Here is a 16336-nt window from a genome sequence, read left to right on the forward strand (position 1 = left end):
AAAAATCCGGTCGACTTCAATTCCCTCAAGTTGACGTCCAGTGTTTTGCTCGACAGAACTTACCCGGATATACCCTACTTTTTGGCCTTTCAATTTTTCACGCCCCAATTGGATAAAAATGAACAATTTCGTAAATTATAAATCTTTAATACTAAAGTTACATGTTATTTATGATTAAAAATCATTTAAATGATACATAATTTCATGAACTTTCAGATTGTAACTTTAGGGTATACTCTAAATTTACATATTTAAATAACGAGTTTTTTCTCACTCATAAGAATTTGCAAGAATATATATACATTTATTGACATTAAGTAATTTAAATAAAATCAATATACGTATTTACATATATGTGGAAATACGTATATAAGTATATCTGAGTTTCTAATAGCAGTGTTAGTCAAAATGTTCTCGACCATAAAGATTTATCACAATCCTGAGTGTGGTACATCAAGGAATACCTTAGCTTTAATTCAAAATGCAGGAATTGAACCAATCGTTATTGAATATCTAATTACCCCACCTTCGAAAGCAGAATTAATTGAACTTATTCGTAGTGCTGGTTTAAGTGTTAGAGAAGCAATTCGTAAAAATGTACCTCCATATTCTGATTTAGAAATTGTTCGGGAAGATTGGTCTGATGAACAGCTTTTAAATTTTATGCTTCAACATCCTATTTTGATTAACCGCCCATTCGTTGTTACGGATTTAGGTACACGTTTGTGTCGTCCTTCTGAAGTTGTTTTGGATATTCTCCCGTTTCCTCAGAAAGGCGCATTTAGCAAAGAAGATGGTGAAAAAATTATTGATGAAAATGGCCAAAGAATTAAATAGTACTTTCTCATCTCTTGAATGGAAAGAATGTGAAGGAGATTTATATGGATCAAGTTAATTTTTTTAAATGCTTATCAGATGAAACACGTCTCAATATAGTGACATTAATTGTTGAAAATAAAGAACTATGTGTATGTGATTTGACTGAAAAACTACAACTCAGTCAACCGAAAATTTCAAGACATTTAGCCCTTTTACGTGCTTCAGGGCTACTTCAAGATCGCAGACAAGGCCAATGGGTTTACTACAGTATCAATCCAAAATTGGCCAACTGGTGTTATGAAATTTTAGATATTTTGAAGACGGTTCAATCTCAATCAAAGCTGGATGATCAACACCCCCTTTCTGTAAATAGTTATTGTGAGTAATTCAATGAAATTTTTATTTTTATGTACTGGAAATAGCTGCCGTAGCATTTTGTCTGAAGTTTTGTTTAATAGCCGAGCACCAGAAGGTTGGAAAGCCTATAGCGCTGGGAGTAAGCCTTCAGGTCAAGTTCACCCGCTAACTTTAGAAACCCTTGAAAACTTAGGATTATCTACCGAAGGTTTATGGAGTAAAACGATTAATGATTGTGAACAATATCAACCTGATGTTGTGATCACAGTATGTGATTCTGCTGCTCAAGAAGCATGTCCACTTTATTTGGGTGGAGCAATCAAGGCACATTGGGGCTTGGCTGATCCTTCACACTTAGACGTGAATAAAGAAGAAAAAATGAAAGCCTTTATGAGCACTGTTGAACATATCAATCGTCGCTTAGATGCTTTATTTAAACTTAATGTAGATAAACTATCTCGCTCAGAATTGATTGCAGCAATTAATCAAATTTCGAACGTTGAGTAAGTGAAATGTCTGAAAAACGCTTATCTTTTTTAGATCGCAACCTGACGCTATGGATTTTTATTGCCATGGCCTTAGGCATTGCCATCGGAAACTTCTTTCCTCAGGCTTCTGTCGCACTCGATAAATTAAGCATTGATTCAGTGAATATTCCAATCGCGATTGGTCTTATTCTAATGATGTATCCACCACTGGCAAAAGTGAACTATGCGACTTTGCCACAAGTGTTTAAGGATAAGAAAACCCTTACTTTGTCCTTAGTACAAAACTGGCTGATCGCGCCAGTACTCATGTTTGCCCTGGCAATCATATTTTTACATAGTTATCCAGAATATATGACCGGTGTCATCCTGATTGGTCTTGCTCGATGTATTGCCATGGTTCTGGTGTGGAATGGCTTGGCCTGTGGTGATAATCAATATGTTGCAGCATTAGTTGCCTTTAACAGCATCTTCCAGATTCTATTTTTCAGTACCTATGCCTGGTTATTCCTGACCTTCCTTCCACCCTATTTTGGTGTCGCTTCGCAGGTCATTAATGTCGATTTCTGGACCATCACCCATGCTGTTCTGGTTTATCTTGGTATTCCGTTCTTATTAGGTTTCTTAACGCGATGGATTTTGGTGAAACAGAAAGGCGTGGAATGGTATGAAACCAAGTTCATTCCGAAAATCAGTCCGCTGAGTTTAATGGCTTTGCTGTTCACCATTCTGGCCATGTTTAGCCTAAAAGGCGGTGATGTCGTGAGTCTTCCGCTTGAAGTTTTACGCATCGCGATTCCTTTAACCATTTACTTCGTTTTAATGTTCTTCATCAGCTTCTTTATGAGTAAATGGATGGGCAATGACTATCCTAAGACCACAGCAATTGCATTTACCGCAGCGGGGAATAATTTTGAATTATCACTTGCAGTAGCGATTGCAACTTTTGGTATCGCTTCGCCTGTTGCTTTTACCACGATTATTGGCCCACTGGTCGAAGTTCCTGTGTTGATTGCCTTGGTGAGTGTTTCACTCTGGCTGAGAAAGAAAGTTTTTAAAGAGGCCTAACTCTATGAATCTCCCAAATGTAGATCTAAATCTTCTTGAGCAACCCACCTTTGAAAAAGTTCAAGCCAAAGAACTTGCTCATCCTCCGCGAATTTTGCTGCTGTATGGCTCTAATCGAGAACGTTCTTACAGTCGCCTTGCAGTTCTTGAAGCCGGTCGAATCCTTGAGCATTTTGGGGCGGAAATAAAAATCTTTCATCCTAAAGGGCTTCCTTTACCAGAAGATGCGGATACTGAGCATCCAAAAGTAAAAGAACTGCATGAGCTTTTAGCATGGTCAGAAGGCATGGTCTGGTGTTCACCTGAACGCCATGGTTCTATGAGTTCAATCTTTAAATCTCAAATCGACTGGATTCCACTGGCAGGAGGGGCAATCCGTGCTACCCAAGGTAAAACTCTTGCCTTGATGCAAGTCAGTGGCGGATCACAGTCATTTAACAGCCTGAACCAGATGCGTATTTTGGGGCGGTGGATGCGGATGATCACCATTCCAAATCAGTCTTCAGTTCCAAAAGCTTTTTTGGAGTTTGAAGAAGATGGACGAATGAAACCTTCGGCTTTCTATGACCGGATTGTGGATGTGATGGAAGAGTTATTTAAGTTCACCCTACTGACTCGTGGACAAAGCAAATACCTGACAGATCGTTATTCTGAACGCAAGGAATCGGCTGAAGAGTTGTCCAAGCGTGTAAATCAGCGCAGTTTATAAATGCTGGATGGTATTAAATACTGCGCCTCATTGCCAGGTCAGTAACACTTTTATGCTGTACCGATGAAGTGCTGTTAAAGGTACAATGAATATTGTAAAAACCCAGTCTTCATGATTGGGTTTTTACATTAAAGAAGTCAGAGATAAATAAGGAAAAGGTGAAGGCTTTGAACCAGAAACAGACTGAAACTGATGTGATCATTATCGGTGGTGGGCAGGCCGCTTTATCTACCGCTTATTTTTTAAAGCGCAAGAAAATCCCATTCATTATATTGGATGAGCAAAATCAAGCGGGGGGTGCCTGGCTGCATACCTGGGAGTCATTGCGTCTTTTTTCTCCTAATACCTGGAGTTCTCTATCCGGTTGGATGATGCCCATCACTGAACAGACCTATCCAACACGAAATGAGGTGATCCAGTATTTATCGGCTTATGAACAGAGATATCAATTTTCGATTGTTCGTCCAGTACATGTCGATCGTGTGGAATCGAAGGGAAAGTATTTAGACGTATATGCTGGAGAAAAGTTTTGGCGAGCCAAGGTGGTGGTCAGTGCAACAGGGACATGGCGCCAGCCGTTTATTCCTGATTATCCGGGACAGGAAAACTTTCAAGGCACGCAGTTACATTCAGCCCATTACCTGAATGCAGATTCATTTAAAGATAAGAAAGTCATCGTGGTGGGTGGGGGGAATTCGGGCGCGCAAATACTCGCTGAGGTTTCACAAGTTGCTGAAACCATTTGGGTCACAAAAACTCCGCCTCAATTTTTACCTGATGATGTCGATGGTCGAGTACTGTTTTTAAGAGCAACTGAGCGTTTAAAAGTACAACAAGAAGGAAGAAAAGTTGACCAGCCAATAGGTGGCCTAGGTGATATTGTGATGATCGATAGTGTCAAAGAGGCAAGGAATAGAGGAGTCTTACATAGCCGTCCACCTTTTCAATCTTTAGCTACAGATGCAGTTATTTGGCCAGATGGAAAAAAAGAGAAAATTGATGTGATTATTTGGTGTACTGGATTTAAGGCTTCATTAAATCATCTAAAAAGTATAGATATAGTAGAGCGAGATAACTTTGTAGAAGTTCAAAATGGAAGGTCTATTAAGTTACCTAACTTGTGGTTAGTTGGATATGGAGATTGGACAGGTATGGCATCTGCAACATTAATTGGCGTTTCTAGAACAGCGAGAGCTACAGTAGATGAGATCTTCACTTATCTACAAGAAATTAATACTAAAAAATTTTCAGAATAATTATCCATATCGAGTATAAGAATTTTAGAATCGGTTTTGTGTCTAGGCTACTGGGAGCATTCCAATATTTTGATTATTATTTCACTAAAAGTGTCTACAAGATCATGCTCTTCATTAAGCCATAATTTTTGATATTTAAACCTAATTTCATGAATTGCACTAAAAAGAGGGAACTCTTTCATAATTTATAATTAAATTAGAAGTTTTCTTAGGAAGCTGTTTAATATTATTGATATCTATACAGTTTTTCTTGTAAAAGCGCTTCATTTATAGTGAGTATTTCAATAAAATAAGGGAGCTAGCTCCCTTATTTTATTCATTTGCTAATTAAAGATTACTCGCAACTTGATATGTGATGAATGAAAAGATGTAGGCTAATGCAAACAAATAAGTTGCCATAATGATGGGCTGTTTCCAGCTGCCAGTTTCTCGTCTAATTGTTGCTAACGTAGCAAGACAATGGGGAGCAAAAATAAACCATACCAATAATGATAAACCTGTGGCTAACCCCCATCCATCCGGGCCTGAAATTTGACTTAACAGACTTTGAGTTACTGTATCTTCATCACCTGACATCGCATAAATCACCCCAAGAGCAGCAATTACAACTTCCCTTGCTGCCATAGCAGGAATGAGTGCAATACATATTTCCCATGTAAACCCAATAGGCGCAAATATAGGATGAATTAAATGTCCTAACTGACCAGCTAAACTATAGTTAATGGCCGGCATGGTTGCATTATCTGGTGGTTGAGGGAACGTGACTAGCACCCATAACAAGATAGACAGTGCGACGATAATGCCACCAACTCGTTTTAAGAAAATAGTTGCCCTATCATATAAGCCTAATGCAATATTTCTAATATCTGGAATTCGGTATGTGGGAAGTTCAAAAATAAAAATACTTTCAGTTTTATCTTTTCGAACCAATTTCAGAAACACTGAAACTAATAACGCTGAGACTATTCCCGACATATAAAGACCAAAAAGGACTAATCCTTGCAGACTTAACCAGCCGTAGATTAATTGGTTCGGAATAAATGCCGCGATCAATAAAGCATATACTGGCAATCTTGCTGAACAGGTCATCAAGGGTGCAATCATAATTGTTGCTAATCGGTCCCGTTCAGAGCTGATACTTCTGGTTGCCATAATTCCGGGAATGGCACAAGCAAAACTGGATAGCAGAGGAATAAATGAACGGCCGCTAAGCCCGGCTTTAGACATTAATTTATCTAAAAGAAATGCTGCCCGGGGTAAATAGCCTGACTCTTCAAGCATTAAAATGAAGAAGAATAAAATCAAAATCTGAGGCATATATGCAAGCACGCTACCTGCACCAGCAATTACCCCATCCACAACCAAGCTTTTTAATAGAGGATGTTGGATTAGTGGTCCAATAAAATCACTGAGCCATGCGACAAAATTTTCAATGAATTCAATAAAAGGCGTTGCCCATATAAATACCGCCTGGAACATCACAAACATGGTTAAAGTTAAGATTACTAAACCCAATACAGGATGTAGAAAAATTTTATCTAGAAATGCGGTTCTTTTATCACCACTGTCATTATTTAAAATAACTTGTTTGGTGATTTGTTTGACCTGTTCAAAATGACTTAATTCAGAATGATAAGGAGTAATAAAAAGATTTTTTTGATCTAATTGATTAATTAAATCTTGAATTCCTTTTGTTTTAACTGCGACAGCTTCAACTACAGGGATACCTAACAGTTGAGACAGTTTATCCTTATCAATGGAAATACCACGCTTTTTAACCTCATCCATCATATTTAATACAAGAATCATAGGGCGATTTAGAGCACGAACTTCGAGAACCAAGCTCAAATGTAAGCTTAAATTTGTGGCATCTACAACGCATATAAAAATATCGGGTAGAATTTCACCTTTTAGCTCGCCCAAACAAACTGCCCTGGTGACTTCTTCATCTAAACTACTAGGTTTTAAACTGTAAGTTCCGGGTAAGTCCAATACTCGTATTGCATCACCAGAAGGTAATTTAAAAGAACCTTCTTTTCTTTCTACGGTAACCCCAGCATAGTTGGCAACTTTTTGTCGCGTACCAGTAAGCGTATTAAATAAAGAGGTTTTTCCGCAATTTGGATTACCGACTAATGCAATGTTCTTAATCTTCATTGGATACTAACTCTACAAAAATTCTTTCAGCTTCATTCTTTCTTAATGCGAATCTTGAAGTTTCAATTTGAACTAAAACAGGATCTCCGCCAAAAACACCTTTAGCGAGTACTTGTAGAGTTTCACCCTCTCTAAAACCTAATAGTTGGAGCCGTTCCAATACGGGATCAGTGGTATGACTGTATTGATTACCTTTTTTGAGATCTCTAATTTTGACGATCTGATTTTGTTTAACTTGAAATAGATTCATTTTCGATACTCTTACTTCAAAGCCAAAATCTTTCGAGCACCATTAAGCACGAATAAAGAAACCAGGATGCCAATGATTAAGTCTGGGTAAGCTGATCCCGTCCACGCCACGAGTACACCGGCAAATATAACGCCCATATTTACCACAACGTCATTCGCCGAGAAAATCCAACTGGCTTTCATATGTGCGCCATCTTCTCGATGACCAGAAATAAGATATAAGCATGTCACGTTAGCTATAAGTGCGAGCAGGCCAATAACAATCATGAGCGTTGATTCTGGCTCGCTTCCAAACATGAATCGTCTAATGACATCAATAATCACGATGACAGCAAGTAATAACTGAATCCAACCTGCGAAATGGGCTGCTTTCACTTGATATTTCGCAGCTTTTCCGACGGCATATAGCGCAATACCATAAACGGCTGCATCGGCAAACATATCTAGAGAATCAGCAATCAATCCTGTAGACGCAGCAATAATTCCGCTGATGAATTCTATAAAGAAAAGTAGAGCATTAATGCCTAATAACAGTTTAAGTACTTTAGCTTGTCTCACAGGATCAGGTTCATTAGGTATATCGCCTGAAGAAAGCTGTGTTTCATCAAGTTTCGCCCCAAAACCCAGTCCTTCAAGTTTGGCCGTAATTTGCTGACTCCCTTCATTATGGAAGACTTTCAGTTTTCGATTGGGAAGATCAAAAGTAAGACCTTTAACTGCTTCAATATCTGCAAGAGCCATACGGACCATTTGCTCTTCAGCAGAGCAATCCATTTTAGGAATGGTATAGGTACTTGTTTGCTTAGCCTGTTGATTGCTTATATAAGTTTCAGTCTTCACAAGCTTTGCACCAAAACCCAAAGCTTCAAGTTTGGTAGTTATATTTTCATCTTTTTGATTATGTAGAACCTTTAAAGACCGGTTAGGTAAATCAAAGATGAGTTTTTGAACACCATCAATTGAAGATAGCGCCATACGAACCATCTGTTCTTCCGCAGAACAATCCATTTTGGGAACTAAGTATTCACTCATGTAGTGCGAATTTTTTAAAACGTCTTCAGTGCTTAAATTTTCTTTGGGATCAGAACCACAACAGGATTGAGCGGTATCTTCACAACTGTTTGAAGTGTTACAGCAAGGAGATGAAGATTTTTCTTCTTCCTCTTCACCACAACAGCTAAGCGTATTATTACAATTCTTTGAATTGTTTGCTTCTGCAATTGATGGATGATTTTCTTGTTGAGATTTCTTATCTTCGCATGGTGTTTCTTTACTACATCCACAACCACTCATAATTATACCCATTAAAAAAATTTATAAACTTTGAATATTAGAATCCCTATAGTTACTATAGAGTCAAGATTTTTTGGAAATACCAACTCAATGCATTTAAAAATTGGTGAACTCTCTAAAAAAACCTCATGTTCAGTATTAACAATTAGGTTTTATGAAAAGGAAGGTTTAATTCCGGAACCCGAAAGAACGGAAGGAAATTACCGCCTTTACGATATAGGCTATGTTGAGCGAATTAAGTTTATTTTGAATTGCCGAACTTTAAATATGAGTTTGAATGAAATTCGTCAATTACTCACCTATAAAGATAATCCCAAGAAAAATTGTTCAGATGTGAATGAATTAATTGACTTACATGTCAGTGCTATCAGAGAAAATATAATCAAGCAACAAAAGCTTATTGAACAATTATCTGATTTAAGAGGTACTTGTGATGGTTTATGTACAATTGACCAATGTGGAGTTCTAAAAAATCTAGCTTGATTATCTAGACCTATGCTTTTTCAAAAACTCTGTATATCTTTACTTAAGGCTGCAAAAAGATTAAGGTGACTTAAATTTTGTGATCAGATCTTAGATAGCTTTGGTTAGCTTCCGATTGGTGTTTTAAATACAGATTTGTGTATGAAGAGAAAAACATTTCTAATCCAGATATTGGTACTCTTATTCACATTCCAGAATATTTGGAGTGTGGCAGAGGCTGCTTGTCTGCATGAAATGCCAAACATACCCAATTCAATACTCTCTAATCCAATCGATTTAGACGAAAAGAGTGATAGTCCTCGTCAAGCACTTTATTCCCTAGAAAACTATAAAGAAATCTATGACTATTGTCAGAAGGTTTGTTTTAACGAAAAGTGCAGTCATTTCTCAAATACAATCGTGATTCAGATTGACCCACCCGATGATCTGAAGCTTAAAGCTAATTTTGAGACCGGCATTACCCCAACTTATTTGGGAATAACTTTTTATAAACCCCCTTATCTGGATCAATTAACCCCGCCTCCCGATTTGCCCCTACTATTGGTGGGGTAGTCTTATAAAAGCCCACCACTCCTAATTTCATTATGCGTGGGGCATTTTCATGTCAAAAAACAAATTACATCAGGATACCTCCATCCTGAATTTATCCTGGTCAGCCTTAGGTAGCGGTATCTTGCTATCTGCAATGATCAGCTTCAGTACTTCCGTAGTCGCCAGTACTCAAGATTTAACGCTGCAGCAAGCTATTGAGCAGGTTAACCAATATCAAGCGTCCCAAAATTTCTGGGAAACGCAAAACAGCATTAATGCCACGAATCTTCAGCAAAGTAAGCTGTTTAAAAATCCTGAACTGTCAGTTGAACAAACGGGATTTGGTTCAAATAATGAAAAAGAGCTTACCATTGGCATATCACAACCCTTGGATATTTTTGGTGAGCGAAGAGCAAACCAAAAATTAGCCAGTCTCTCTACAGATAAAACAGCGCTGAAACAGAAGATTTATCAAGCACAAATTGAGCTTGCAGTGAAATATGTATGGTCACAACTGGCCATTGCTGAACTTGAAAAAAACATTGTCAATGAACAACTTCGGGTGAGCCAAGAAAACCTTCAAGCAATCGAAAAGCGCTTTAATGCAGGCAGTATTGCCCAAGTAGATGTAAATCGCGCACGTTTAAGCCATGCTGAAAATATCCGTCTTTTTAGACAGGCAGACTTACAGGTACAAGTGGCCACCCAACAATTATCAAATTTATGGGGTACGTCTGATAAGTCATTGCAGGTAAACCTCTCTTCACAAAAGCTCTGGCCAAAATCGACTCATGAACAGGTTCAAGAATATTTAGCGGAAAACTACGTTGAGAAATATCGAGCTTTACTGGTATTAGAGTCTCAAGCAACGGTTGATCAACTAAGGGCAAAGGCACGTCCTAATCCTACTTTAAACCTGGGCGTTAACCGCACCCAATCCTTGGAAAACTCCACACAAAATCAATTAGTAGTCGGAGTCAGTGTACCGCTTAATATTTTCGATCGTCAGCAAAATGGCATAAAAATCGCGCAAGAAAAAATGAACTTATTAGAGCGTCAGAAAGAGTTTTATCTAAAGCAAAATGCGCTGCAAATAGGCACAATTTTAACCGAGTTGCAGGGTTTAGAGCTGCAATTCAAAGTCGTTGACGAGACTCAAATTCCTTTGGCGACTCAAGTTCAAAGTAAGACGCTACAAGGTTTCTTGGCAGGCAAGTTTGCTTTAACCGATGTTCAGCAAGCCACGCTTCAATTACAAGACATCCGTCTGCGTAAAGTCCAGTTGTTACGGGATGGCTGGCAAAAGGCCATTGAAGCAGAAAGTTTGAGCTTAGGCATTAGCCCAAGTGAAGTCATGTCGAAAGATGCTATTGCACAAATCAATCAAAACTTATGGCAAGACATACAGGCCATGCCTGTCATTGGTGGGGGAAATTAACATGTTCGATCTTAAAAACAGCTTAAAAAAACAGAGCGGAAAAATCTCTCAACCTCTACTGATTAGTTTGGTTATCGGCGCTACCGTACTCCTCAGTATTTTTTTGATCTTAACTGGTAAGAATAAATCGGAAACATCAGATGAACATGCCGAGGAAGAAGGGGGAGAAGAACATGGTGGTGAAACCGAAGAGCATGCAGAAGGTGTGAGCCTGACTGCCAAGCAACTGGTGGAACAGGGCATACAATTATCAGCGGTCGATCAAGGCCCGGTGGTTAAATTAAGTTCTTATCCTGCCAAACTGAATGTGAATACTGACCAGCAAGCGCACGTCTCACCGAGTTTTAGTGGTCATGTAGAAAATGTCTATGTAGAACTCGGTCAAAAAGTTCAGAAAGGACAGCCTTTGGCTGCGTTGCTTGTTCCTGATCTAGTTGATCAGCAGGCCAATCTTAAAATTGAACAAACCAACCTTGAACTGGCGAAACAAGACTATGATCGTGAGCGTCAGCTTTGGTCACAGGGCATTTCAGCAAAACAGGACTATCAACGTGCTTATAACAGCTATAAACGGGCACAAATTCAGGTTCAAGCGGCCCAATCACGTTTAAGTGCATTTGGTGCAGTGAATGCCAGTAACGGACGCTATATTTTGAAAGCTCCCATTTCTGGCGTGATCAGTAAAAAGGATTTGGTTCTCGGGGAAAATGTTCAGTTAGCCGATCAACTCTTTACGATAGACCGGTTAGATCAACTCTGGCTTGAGTTTATTGTTCCAAATTCTGAAATTATGGGCTTAGCCCCGAATCAAAAGATCGAATTTAAATCCTTGCAAACAGAAAAGGTTTATCAAGCTGTTATTCAGACTTTAAATACTGAAGCGGATATTCAAACAGGTCGTCTTCAGGTGCGAGCAAAAGTTGAATCGAATGCAACCGAATTACGTCCAAACTTGATGGTGAACGTACAGTTGCAACAACGGAGTGAAAGTACCGCATTACGGGTACTTAAGTCCGCAGTTCAGAATGTCGATGGAAAAGATGTGGTTTTTGTCGCCACTCAGCATGGACAAAAAGTTGAATTCAGTCCGCAACCGGTGAAATTAGGGCAATCATCTGGGGAGAGCCAATGGATTGAAGTGGTGAGTGGGCTTAGTCAGGGACAAAAATATGCCGCTCAAGGCAGTTTTTTACTGAAATCCGAGCTGGAAAAAGGAGAGGCTTCACATGAGCACTGAAACTCCTCAAATTCCAGACCACGAATCGGTAAAACCTGAAGGACTGTTTGATCGACTGATCCAGTTTTCTATCCATAACGCAATCTGGGTCATGCTGTTTATTGCGGCTTGGATTGCTATTGGTATTTATAGTTATCAAAAGTTACCGATTGATGCTGTACCAGATATTACCAACACTCAGGTGCAGATTAACACTTCAGCCAATGGTTTTACGGCTTTAGAAATGGAACAGCGGATTACATATCCAATCGAGAATGCCATGTCAGGCATGCCGAAAATGGAACAAACCCGTTCGATTTCACGCTACGGCTTATCGCAAGTGACCATCATTTTTGAAGATGGCACGGATATTTACTGGGCCAGACAGCTTATCAACCAGCGCTTGCAAGAAGCAATGGGAGAAATGCCTGAAGATGTGCAACCTAACATGTCACCTATTTCGACAGGTTTAGGTGAAATCTATCAATGGGTGATTAAAGCCGAACCAAATGCTAAAAAACCGGATGGGACCGCTTATTCGGCTATGGATTTACGTGAAATTCAGGATTGGATTGTAAGGCCACAATTACAGCGCGTAAAAGGCGTTGCGGAGATCAACAGCATTGGTGGCTTTAATAAAACCTATGTGGTTGCCCCGGATCTGAACCGATTGCAACAATTGCAAATTCCTTTGTCTGATTTACAAACTGCCTTAACAGAGAATAATGAAAACCGTGGTGCTGGCTATATTGAGAAAAATGGACAACAGCTAACGGTTCGTGTTCCCGGCACTTTAAACACGATTGAAGATATCCAGAACATCAGTATTGCCAATAAAAACGGCTATCCGATTCGGGTGGCAGATGTCGCCAATGTCTCAATTGGTCATGACTTAAGAACAGGGGCTGCAACCTATAATGGTGAAGAAACTGTATTGGGTATTGCCATGATGATGATGGGAGAAAATAGCCGTACCGTTGCTCAAGCCATTGATGAAAAGGTGCAATCGATCCAGCAATCGCTACCTAAAGGTGTGGTGATTGAGACTGTGTATGACCGTACGCATTTGGTTGATCGGGCGATCAAAACCGTTCAGAAAAATTTGATTGAGGGTGCAATCCTCGTCATTGTTATTTTATTTCTCTTTCTAGGTAATTTCCGTGCTGCGCTGATCACGGCTTGCGTTATTCCACTGTCAATGCTGTTTACCTTGACGGGAATGGCAGAGCAGAAGATTAGTGCAAATCTGATGAGTTTAGGGGCACTGGACTTCGGTATTATTATTGATGGTGCAGTGGTTATTGTAGAAAACTGTATCCGTCGGCTAGCAGAAGCTCAGAAGCTGAAAGGTGGTTTACTTAGCCGTTCTGAAAGATTTAAAGAAGTCTTCTTGGCTGCAAAACAGGCGCGTCGTCCTCTGATTTTTGGACAGTTAATTATTTTGGTGGTTTATCTACCTATCTTTACCCTGACGGGTGTAGAAGCCAAACTTTTCCATCCTATGGCAATGACTGTTGTACTGGCTTTAATTGGGGCCATGATTTTATCTGTCACTTTTGTGCCAGCCGCAGTTGCCCTATTTGTCACTGGAGAAGTCAAGGAAACCGAAAGTCGCTGGATGCATTGGCTTAAAACCAAATATGAACTGCTTTTAGATAAAGCCTATGAGCTTCGTTTATTTGTGACTATTGTGGCTGCCTGTATTTTAGTGCTTACGGGCGTGCTAGCCACTCAAACAGGTAGCGAGTTTGCACCTCAACTGGGTGAAGGTGATTTTGCTGTTCAGCAAATGCGTTCCCCAAGTACAGGGTTAGAACAGTCACTGAGAATGCAGGAAAATACTGAAAAGTTACTGTTGAAAGAATTTCCTGAAATTAAAGCGATCTTTGCCCGTACCGGTACAGCAGAAGTGGCCACAGATGTTATGCCACCCAACATTTCAGATGGCGTGGTACTGTTAAAACCTCATGATGAATGGCCTGATCCAAAACAAACGATTGATGAGCTTCGCCAAAGAATGATTACTTTCTTAGCGACATTGCCGGGAAATAACAGTGAGTTCTCGCAACCCATTGAACTGCGCTTTAACGAGTTAATTTCAGGGGTGCGAAGTGATGTGGGTGTCAAATTATTTGGTGATGACATGGAGATTCTAAATCGCGAAGCGAATAAAATTTCTCAAAAAATTAACTCAATTTCAGGCGCGACAGCCGTTAATGTAGAACAGACCAGTGGCTTACCCTTGTTGAATGTAGAGGTGGATAAGTCCAGAGCTGCACAATATGGCTTGTCGGTAAGAGCAATTCAGGATCTGGTAGCTACAAGTGTCGGTGGCCAGAATGTTGGAACAATTTTACAGGGAGACAAGCGTTTTGATTTTGTCATCCGTCTAGATGAATCCCAGCGTAGTCCTGAACAGTTAGCGGTACTTCCTATTCAATTGCCGAATGGTGGTTTAGTCCAACTGCAAGATGTGGCACGCGTTGAAAATATCCTGGGTATTAATCAGGTCAGCCGTGAAAATGGTAAACGTCGAGTGGTTATTACTGCAAATGTAGAAGGACGTGATTTAGGCTCATTCGTAACAGAGCTTCAGAGCACGTTATCCAAACAGGAATTACCAAGCGGTTATTGGATAGATTATGGCGGTCAATTTCAAAATCTGATGTCTGCAAAAGCGCGTATGCAATTGGTGGTTCCGCTCGCATTGTTGACGATCTTTATTTTATTGATGGCTGTATTCCATAATATCAAAGAAAGCTTACTGGTCTTTAGTGGTGTACCGTTTGCCTTATGTGGAGGCTTAATCGCGTTGTGGTTGCGTGACATTCCATTATCCATGTCAGCAGGGGTTGGCTTCATTGCACTATCGGGGGTGGCTGTACTGAATGGCTTAGTCATGCTCACCTTTATCAAAGAGTTGCGACAACAATATGACCTTTATTATGCAACGTGGCAGGGTGCAATTTTGCGTCTTAGACCTGTGCTGATGACCGCTTGTGTGGCGTCCCTTGGGTTTGTCCCGATGGCTTTGGCAACCGGAACTGGGGCAGAAGTACAGAGACCTTTAGCAACAGTGGTTATTGGAGGAATTATCTCCTCTACCCTGCTTACATTGGTTTTATTGCCCGTACTGTACCGCTGGATGAATGAAAAGAAAGTTTCTTAATCCAATAGATTAGTCGATTTACAGCAGAGATATTGGCTGTTATCCAATATCTCTGCTCATCATAAATAGAATAAGGAAAATATTTTATGTCAGAACATCATGATCATAGCCATGCGGTTGTTACTGAAGAAAATAGTAAGAAGTTAATGGTTGCCTTAGGTTTAACGACTACTTTTTTAATAGTAGAAGTTGTCGCTGCTTTTATTACCCAAAGTTTGGCTTTGTTATCTGATGCAGCTCATATGTTTACTGATGTAGCCGCTTTAGCTATTGCTCTTGCCGCTATCAAAATTGGTAAAAAAGCCGCAGATGATAAAAGAACTTTTGGCTATCAGCGATTTGAAATTTTAGCGGCTCTGTTTAATGCGGTGATGCTTTTTGTGGTAGCAATATATATTGTATATGAAGCTTATCAACGTTTTACGAACCCTGCTGAAATTCAAAGTGTTGAAATGATGATTGTCGCGGTCATTGGTTTGGTCGTAAATTTGATTTCAATGAAAATCCTTTCTGCGAGTGCTGAAGGAAGTCTAAATATAAAAGGTGCATATTTAGAAGTTCTTAGTGATGCTCTAGGATCGATAGGCGTGATTATCGGAGGAATAGTTATTTATTTTACCCAGTGGATGTGGGTAGATACCTTAATCGCTGTGTTAATTGGCTTCTGGGTCTTACCTCGAACTTGGATTTTATTAAAACAAAGTATTAATATTCTGCTTGAAGGAGTTCCTGATGAGATTGATATTGAGTCGTTAAGAAATGATTTATTGAAGCTAGAGGGCGTTGAAGGGATTCATCAGTTGAAAGTCTGGGCTATATCCTCAAAAAATATTCATTTAACTGCTCATTTGGTTGCTCCGAATAGCAATACAGATCAACTCTATCAAAAGGCCTTAGAAGTTCTAAAACATAATCATAATATTACTGAAATTACGTTACAAATAGAAAGTACGGAATGTAATACATTGGAACAGCATAAACATTAAAGTGCTGCTCTTTCTACATAATGGACAGATGACTAGGCTGATAAACCTTACCATTTTCCTGTATTACACTTCTATTTATCACACGCACTTTAAACGGCACTGTTGCAAATAACCACGAAT

15 protein-coding genes and 1 pseudogene are annotated in these 16336 nt (G+C 39.5%); 12 read left to right on the top strand and 4 right to left on the bottom strand.

What is annotated here, in order from left to right; translation table 11 throughout:
• Positions 1 to 93, bottom strand: a pseudogene (locus B3D47_RS01565) (recombinase family protein); the annotation flags it as partial.
• 315 nt (positions 94 to 408) lie between these two features.
• Between B3D47_RS01565 and arsC the strand changes: the two are divergent.
• From arsC to B3D47_RS01595, 6 genes are all read left to right on the top strand, one after another.
• Entirely contained in the window at positions 409 to 837 is a 429-nt protein-coding gene (gene arsC / locus B3D47_RS01570; RefSeq protein WP_004733243.1) for an arsenate reductase (glutaredoxin), read from the top strand.
• A gap of 44 nt (positions 838 to 881) precedes the next feature.
• Positions 882 to 1205 carry a metalloregulator ArsR/SmtB family transcription factor gene (locus tag B3D47_RS01575; protein WP_004644742.1) on the top strand — a complete coding sequence of 108 codons (324 nt, stop codon included), beginning with the start codon at positions 882 to 884 and terminating at the stop codon, positions 1203 to 1205.
• Positions 1206 to 1209: 4 nt separating this feature from the next.
• Complete coding sequence (locus B3D47_RS01580) at positions 1210 to 1683, top strand: arsenate reductase ArsC (RefSeq protein WP_004781073.1); 474 nt, start codon at positions 1210 to 1212, stop codon at positions 1681 to 1683.
• Positions 1684 to 1688: 5 nt separating this feature from the next.
• Positions 1689 to 2729 carry an ACR3 family arsenite efflux transporter gene (gene arsB, locus B3D47_RS01585; protein WP_004644740.1) on the top strand — a complete coding sequence of 347 codons (1041 nt, stop codon included), beginning with the start codon at positions 1689 to 1691 and terminating at the stop codon, positions 2727 to 2729.
• 4 nt (positions 2730 to 2733) lie between these two features.
• Positions 2734 to 3438 carry an arsenical resistance protein ArsH gene (gene arsH, locus B3D47_RS01590; protein WP_004644739.1) on the top strand — a complete coding sequence of 235 codons (705 nt, stop codon included), beginning with the start codon at positions 2734 to 2736 and terminating at the stop codon, positions 3436 to 3438.
• Positions 3439 to 3605: 167 nt separating this feature from the next.
• Positions 3606 to 4694, top strand: a complete 1089-nt coding sequence (locus B3D47_RS01595) for an ArsO family NAD(P)H-dependent flavin-containing monooxygenase (protein ID WP_026444402.1) — start codon at positions 3606 to 3608, stop codon at positions 4692 to 4694.
• Between the two features lie 327 nt (positions 4695 to 5021).
• On the opposite strand, the gene feoB is transcribed toward B3D47_RS01595, so the two are convergent.
• The 3 genes from feoB to B3D47_RS01610 are packed head-to-tail and all read right to left on the bottom strand — an operon-like array spanning position 5022 to position 8393.
• A complete protein-coding gene (feoB, locus tag B3D47_RS01600) occupies positions 5022 to 6851 on the bottom strand; it encodes a ferrous iron transporter B (RefSeq protein WP_286859591.1) in 1830 nt (609 codons plus the stop codon).
• Positions 6841 to 7101, bottom strand: a complete 261-nt coding sequence (locus B3D47_RS01605) for a FeoA family protein (RefSeq protein ID WP_004665962.1) — start codon at positions 7099 to 7101, stop codon at positions 6841 to 6843. Before B3D47_RS01605 ends, feoB begins: the two co-directional genes overlap by 11 nt.
• 11 nt (positions 7102 to 7112) lie before the next feature.
• Positions 7113 to 8393: a cation transporter gene (locus B3D47_RS01610; RefSeq protein WP_204470522.1), complete on the bottom strand. Its 1281-nt coding sequence runs from the start codon at positions 8391 to 8393 to the stop codon at positions 7113 to 7115.
• A gap of 90 nt (positions 8394 to 8483) precedes the next feature.
• Here B3D47_RS01610 and cadR point away from each other — a divergent pair, with 90 nt between their 5' ends.
• The 6 genes from cadR (at position 8484) to B3D47_RS01640 (ending at position 16216) form a co-directional block, all read left to right on the top strand.
• Complete coding sequence (gene cadR, locus B3D47_RS01615; RefSeq protein WP_004281856.1) at positions 8484 to 8876, top strand: Cd(II)/Pb(II)-responsive transcriptional regulator; 393 nt, start codon at positions 8484 to 8486, stop codon at positions 8874 to 8876.
• Positions 8877 to 9017: 141 nt separating this feature from the next.
• Entirely contained in the window at positions 9018 to 9428 is a 411-nt protein-coding gene (locus tag B3D47_RS01620) for a hypothetical protein (RefSeq protein WP_004733191.1), read from the top strand.
• Positions 9429 to 9477: 49 nt separating this feature from the next.
• A complete protein-coding gene (locus B3D47_RS01625) occupies positions 9478 to 10845 on the top strand; it encodes a TolC family protein (RefSeq protein ID WP_004281854.1) in 1368 nt (455 codons plus the stop codon).
• A 1-nt stretch (position 10846) separates the two neighbouring features.
• Positions 10847 to 12082 (top strand): efflux RND transporter periplasmic adaptor subunit, encoded by a 1236-nt coding sequence (locus B3D47_RS01630; protein ID WP_034671371.1) that lies wholly within the window; start codon positions 10847 to 10849, stop codon positions 12080 to 12082.
• Positions 12072 to 15230, top strand: a complete 3159-nt coding sequence (locus B3D47_RS01635) for an efflux RND transporter permease subunit (RefSeq protein ID WP_005407475.1) — start codon at positions 12072 to 12074, stop codon at positions 15228 to 15230. The genes B3D47_RS01630 and B3D47_RS01635 overlap by 11 nt, the downstream gene beginning before the upstream one ends.
• An 86-nt stretch (positions 15231 to 15316) precedes the next feature.
• A complete protein-coding gene (locus B3D47_RS01640; RefSeq protein WP_286859594.1) occupies positions 15317 to 16216 on the top strand; it encodes a cation diffusion facilitator family transporter in 900 nt (299 codons plus the stop codon).
• Positions 16217 to 16336 lie beyond the last annotated feature (120 nt).

It is taken from the genome of Acinetobacter sp. UBA3461, assembly GCF_002381195.1.
Classification (GTDB): Bacteria; Pseudomonadota; Gammaproteobacteria; order Pseudomonadales; family Moraxellaceae; genus Acinetobacter; species Acinetobacter schindleri.

What these genes read in the sequence shown, in the direction of transcription:
- arsC (WP_004733243.1), top strand. Translation starts at nt 409, where the DNA reads ATGTTCTCGACCATAAAGATTTATCACAATCCTGAGTGTGGTACATCA.
- B3D47_RS01575 (WP_004644742.1), top strand. Translation starts at nt 882, where the DNA reads ATGGATCAAGTTAATTTTTTTAAATGCTTATCAGATGAAACACGTCTC.
- B3D47_RS01580 (WP_004781073.1), top strand. Translation starts at nt 1,210, where the DNA reads ATGAAATTTTTATTTTTATGTACTGGAAATAGCTGCCGTAGCATTTTG.
- arsB (WP_004644740.1), top strand. Translation starts at nt 1,689, where the DNA reads ATGTCTGAAAAACGCTTATCTTTTTTAGATCGCAACCTGACGCTATGG.
- arsH (WP_004644739.1), top strand. Translation starts at nt 2,734, where the DNA reads ATGAATCTCCCAAATGTAGATCTAAATCTTCTTGAGCAACCCACCTTT.
- feoB (WP_286859591.1), bottom strand. Translation starts at nt 6,851, where the DNA reads ATGAAGATTAAGAACATTGCATTAGTCGGTAATCCAAATTGCGGAAAA.
- B3D47_RS01605 (WP_004665962.1), bottom strand. Translation starts at nt 7,101, where the DNA reads ATGAATCTATTTCAAGTTAAACAAAATCAGATCGTCAAAATTAGAGAT.
- B3D47_RS01610 (WP_204470522.1), bottom strand. Translation starts at nt 8,393, where the DNA reads ATGAGTGGTTGTGGATGTAGTAAAGAAACACCATGCGAAGATAAGAAA.
- cadR (WP_004281856.1), top strand. Translation starts at nt 8,484, where the DNA reads ATGCATTTAAAAATTGGTGAACTCTCTAAAAAAACCTCATGTTCAGTA.
- B3D47_RS01620 (WP_004733191.1), top strand. Translation starts at nt 9,018, where the DNA reads ATGAAGAGAAAAACATTTCTAATCCAGATATTGGTACTCTTATTCACA.
- B3D47_RS01625 (WP_004281854.1), top strand. Translation starts at nt 9,478, where the DNA reads ATGTCAAAAAACAAATTACATCAGGATACCTCCATCCTGAATTTATCC.
- B3D47_RS01630 (WP_034671371.1), top strand. Translation starts at nt 10,847, where the DNA reads ATGTTCGATCTTAAAAACAGCTTAAAAAAACAGAGCGGAAAAATCTCT.
- B3D47_RS01635 (WP_005407475.1), top strand. Translation starts at nt 12,072, where the DNA reads ATGAGCACTGAAACTCCTCAAATTCCAGACCACGAATCGGTAAAACCT.
- B3D47_RS01640 (WP_286859594.1), top strand. Translation starts at nt 15,317, where the DNA reads ATGTCAGAACATCATGATCATAGCCATGCGGTTGTTACTGAAGAAAAT.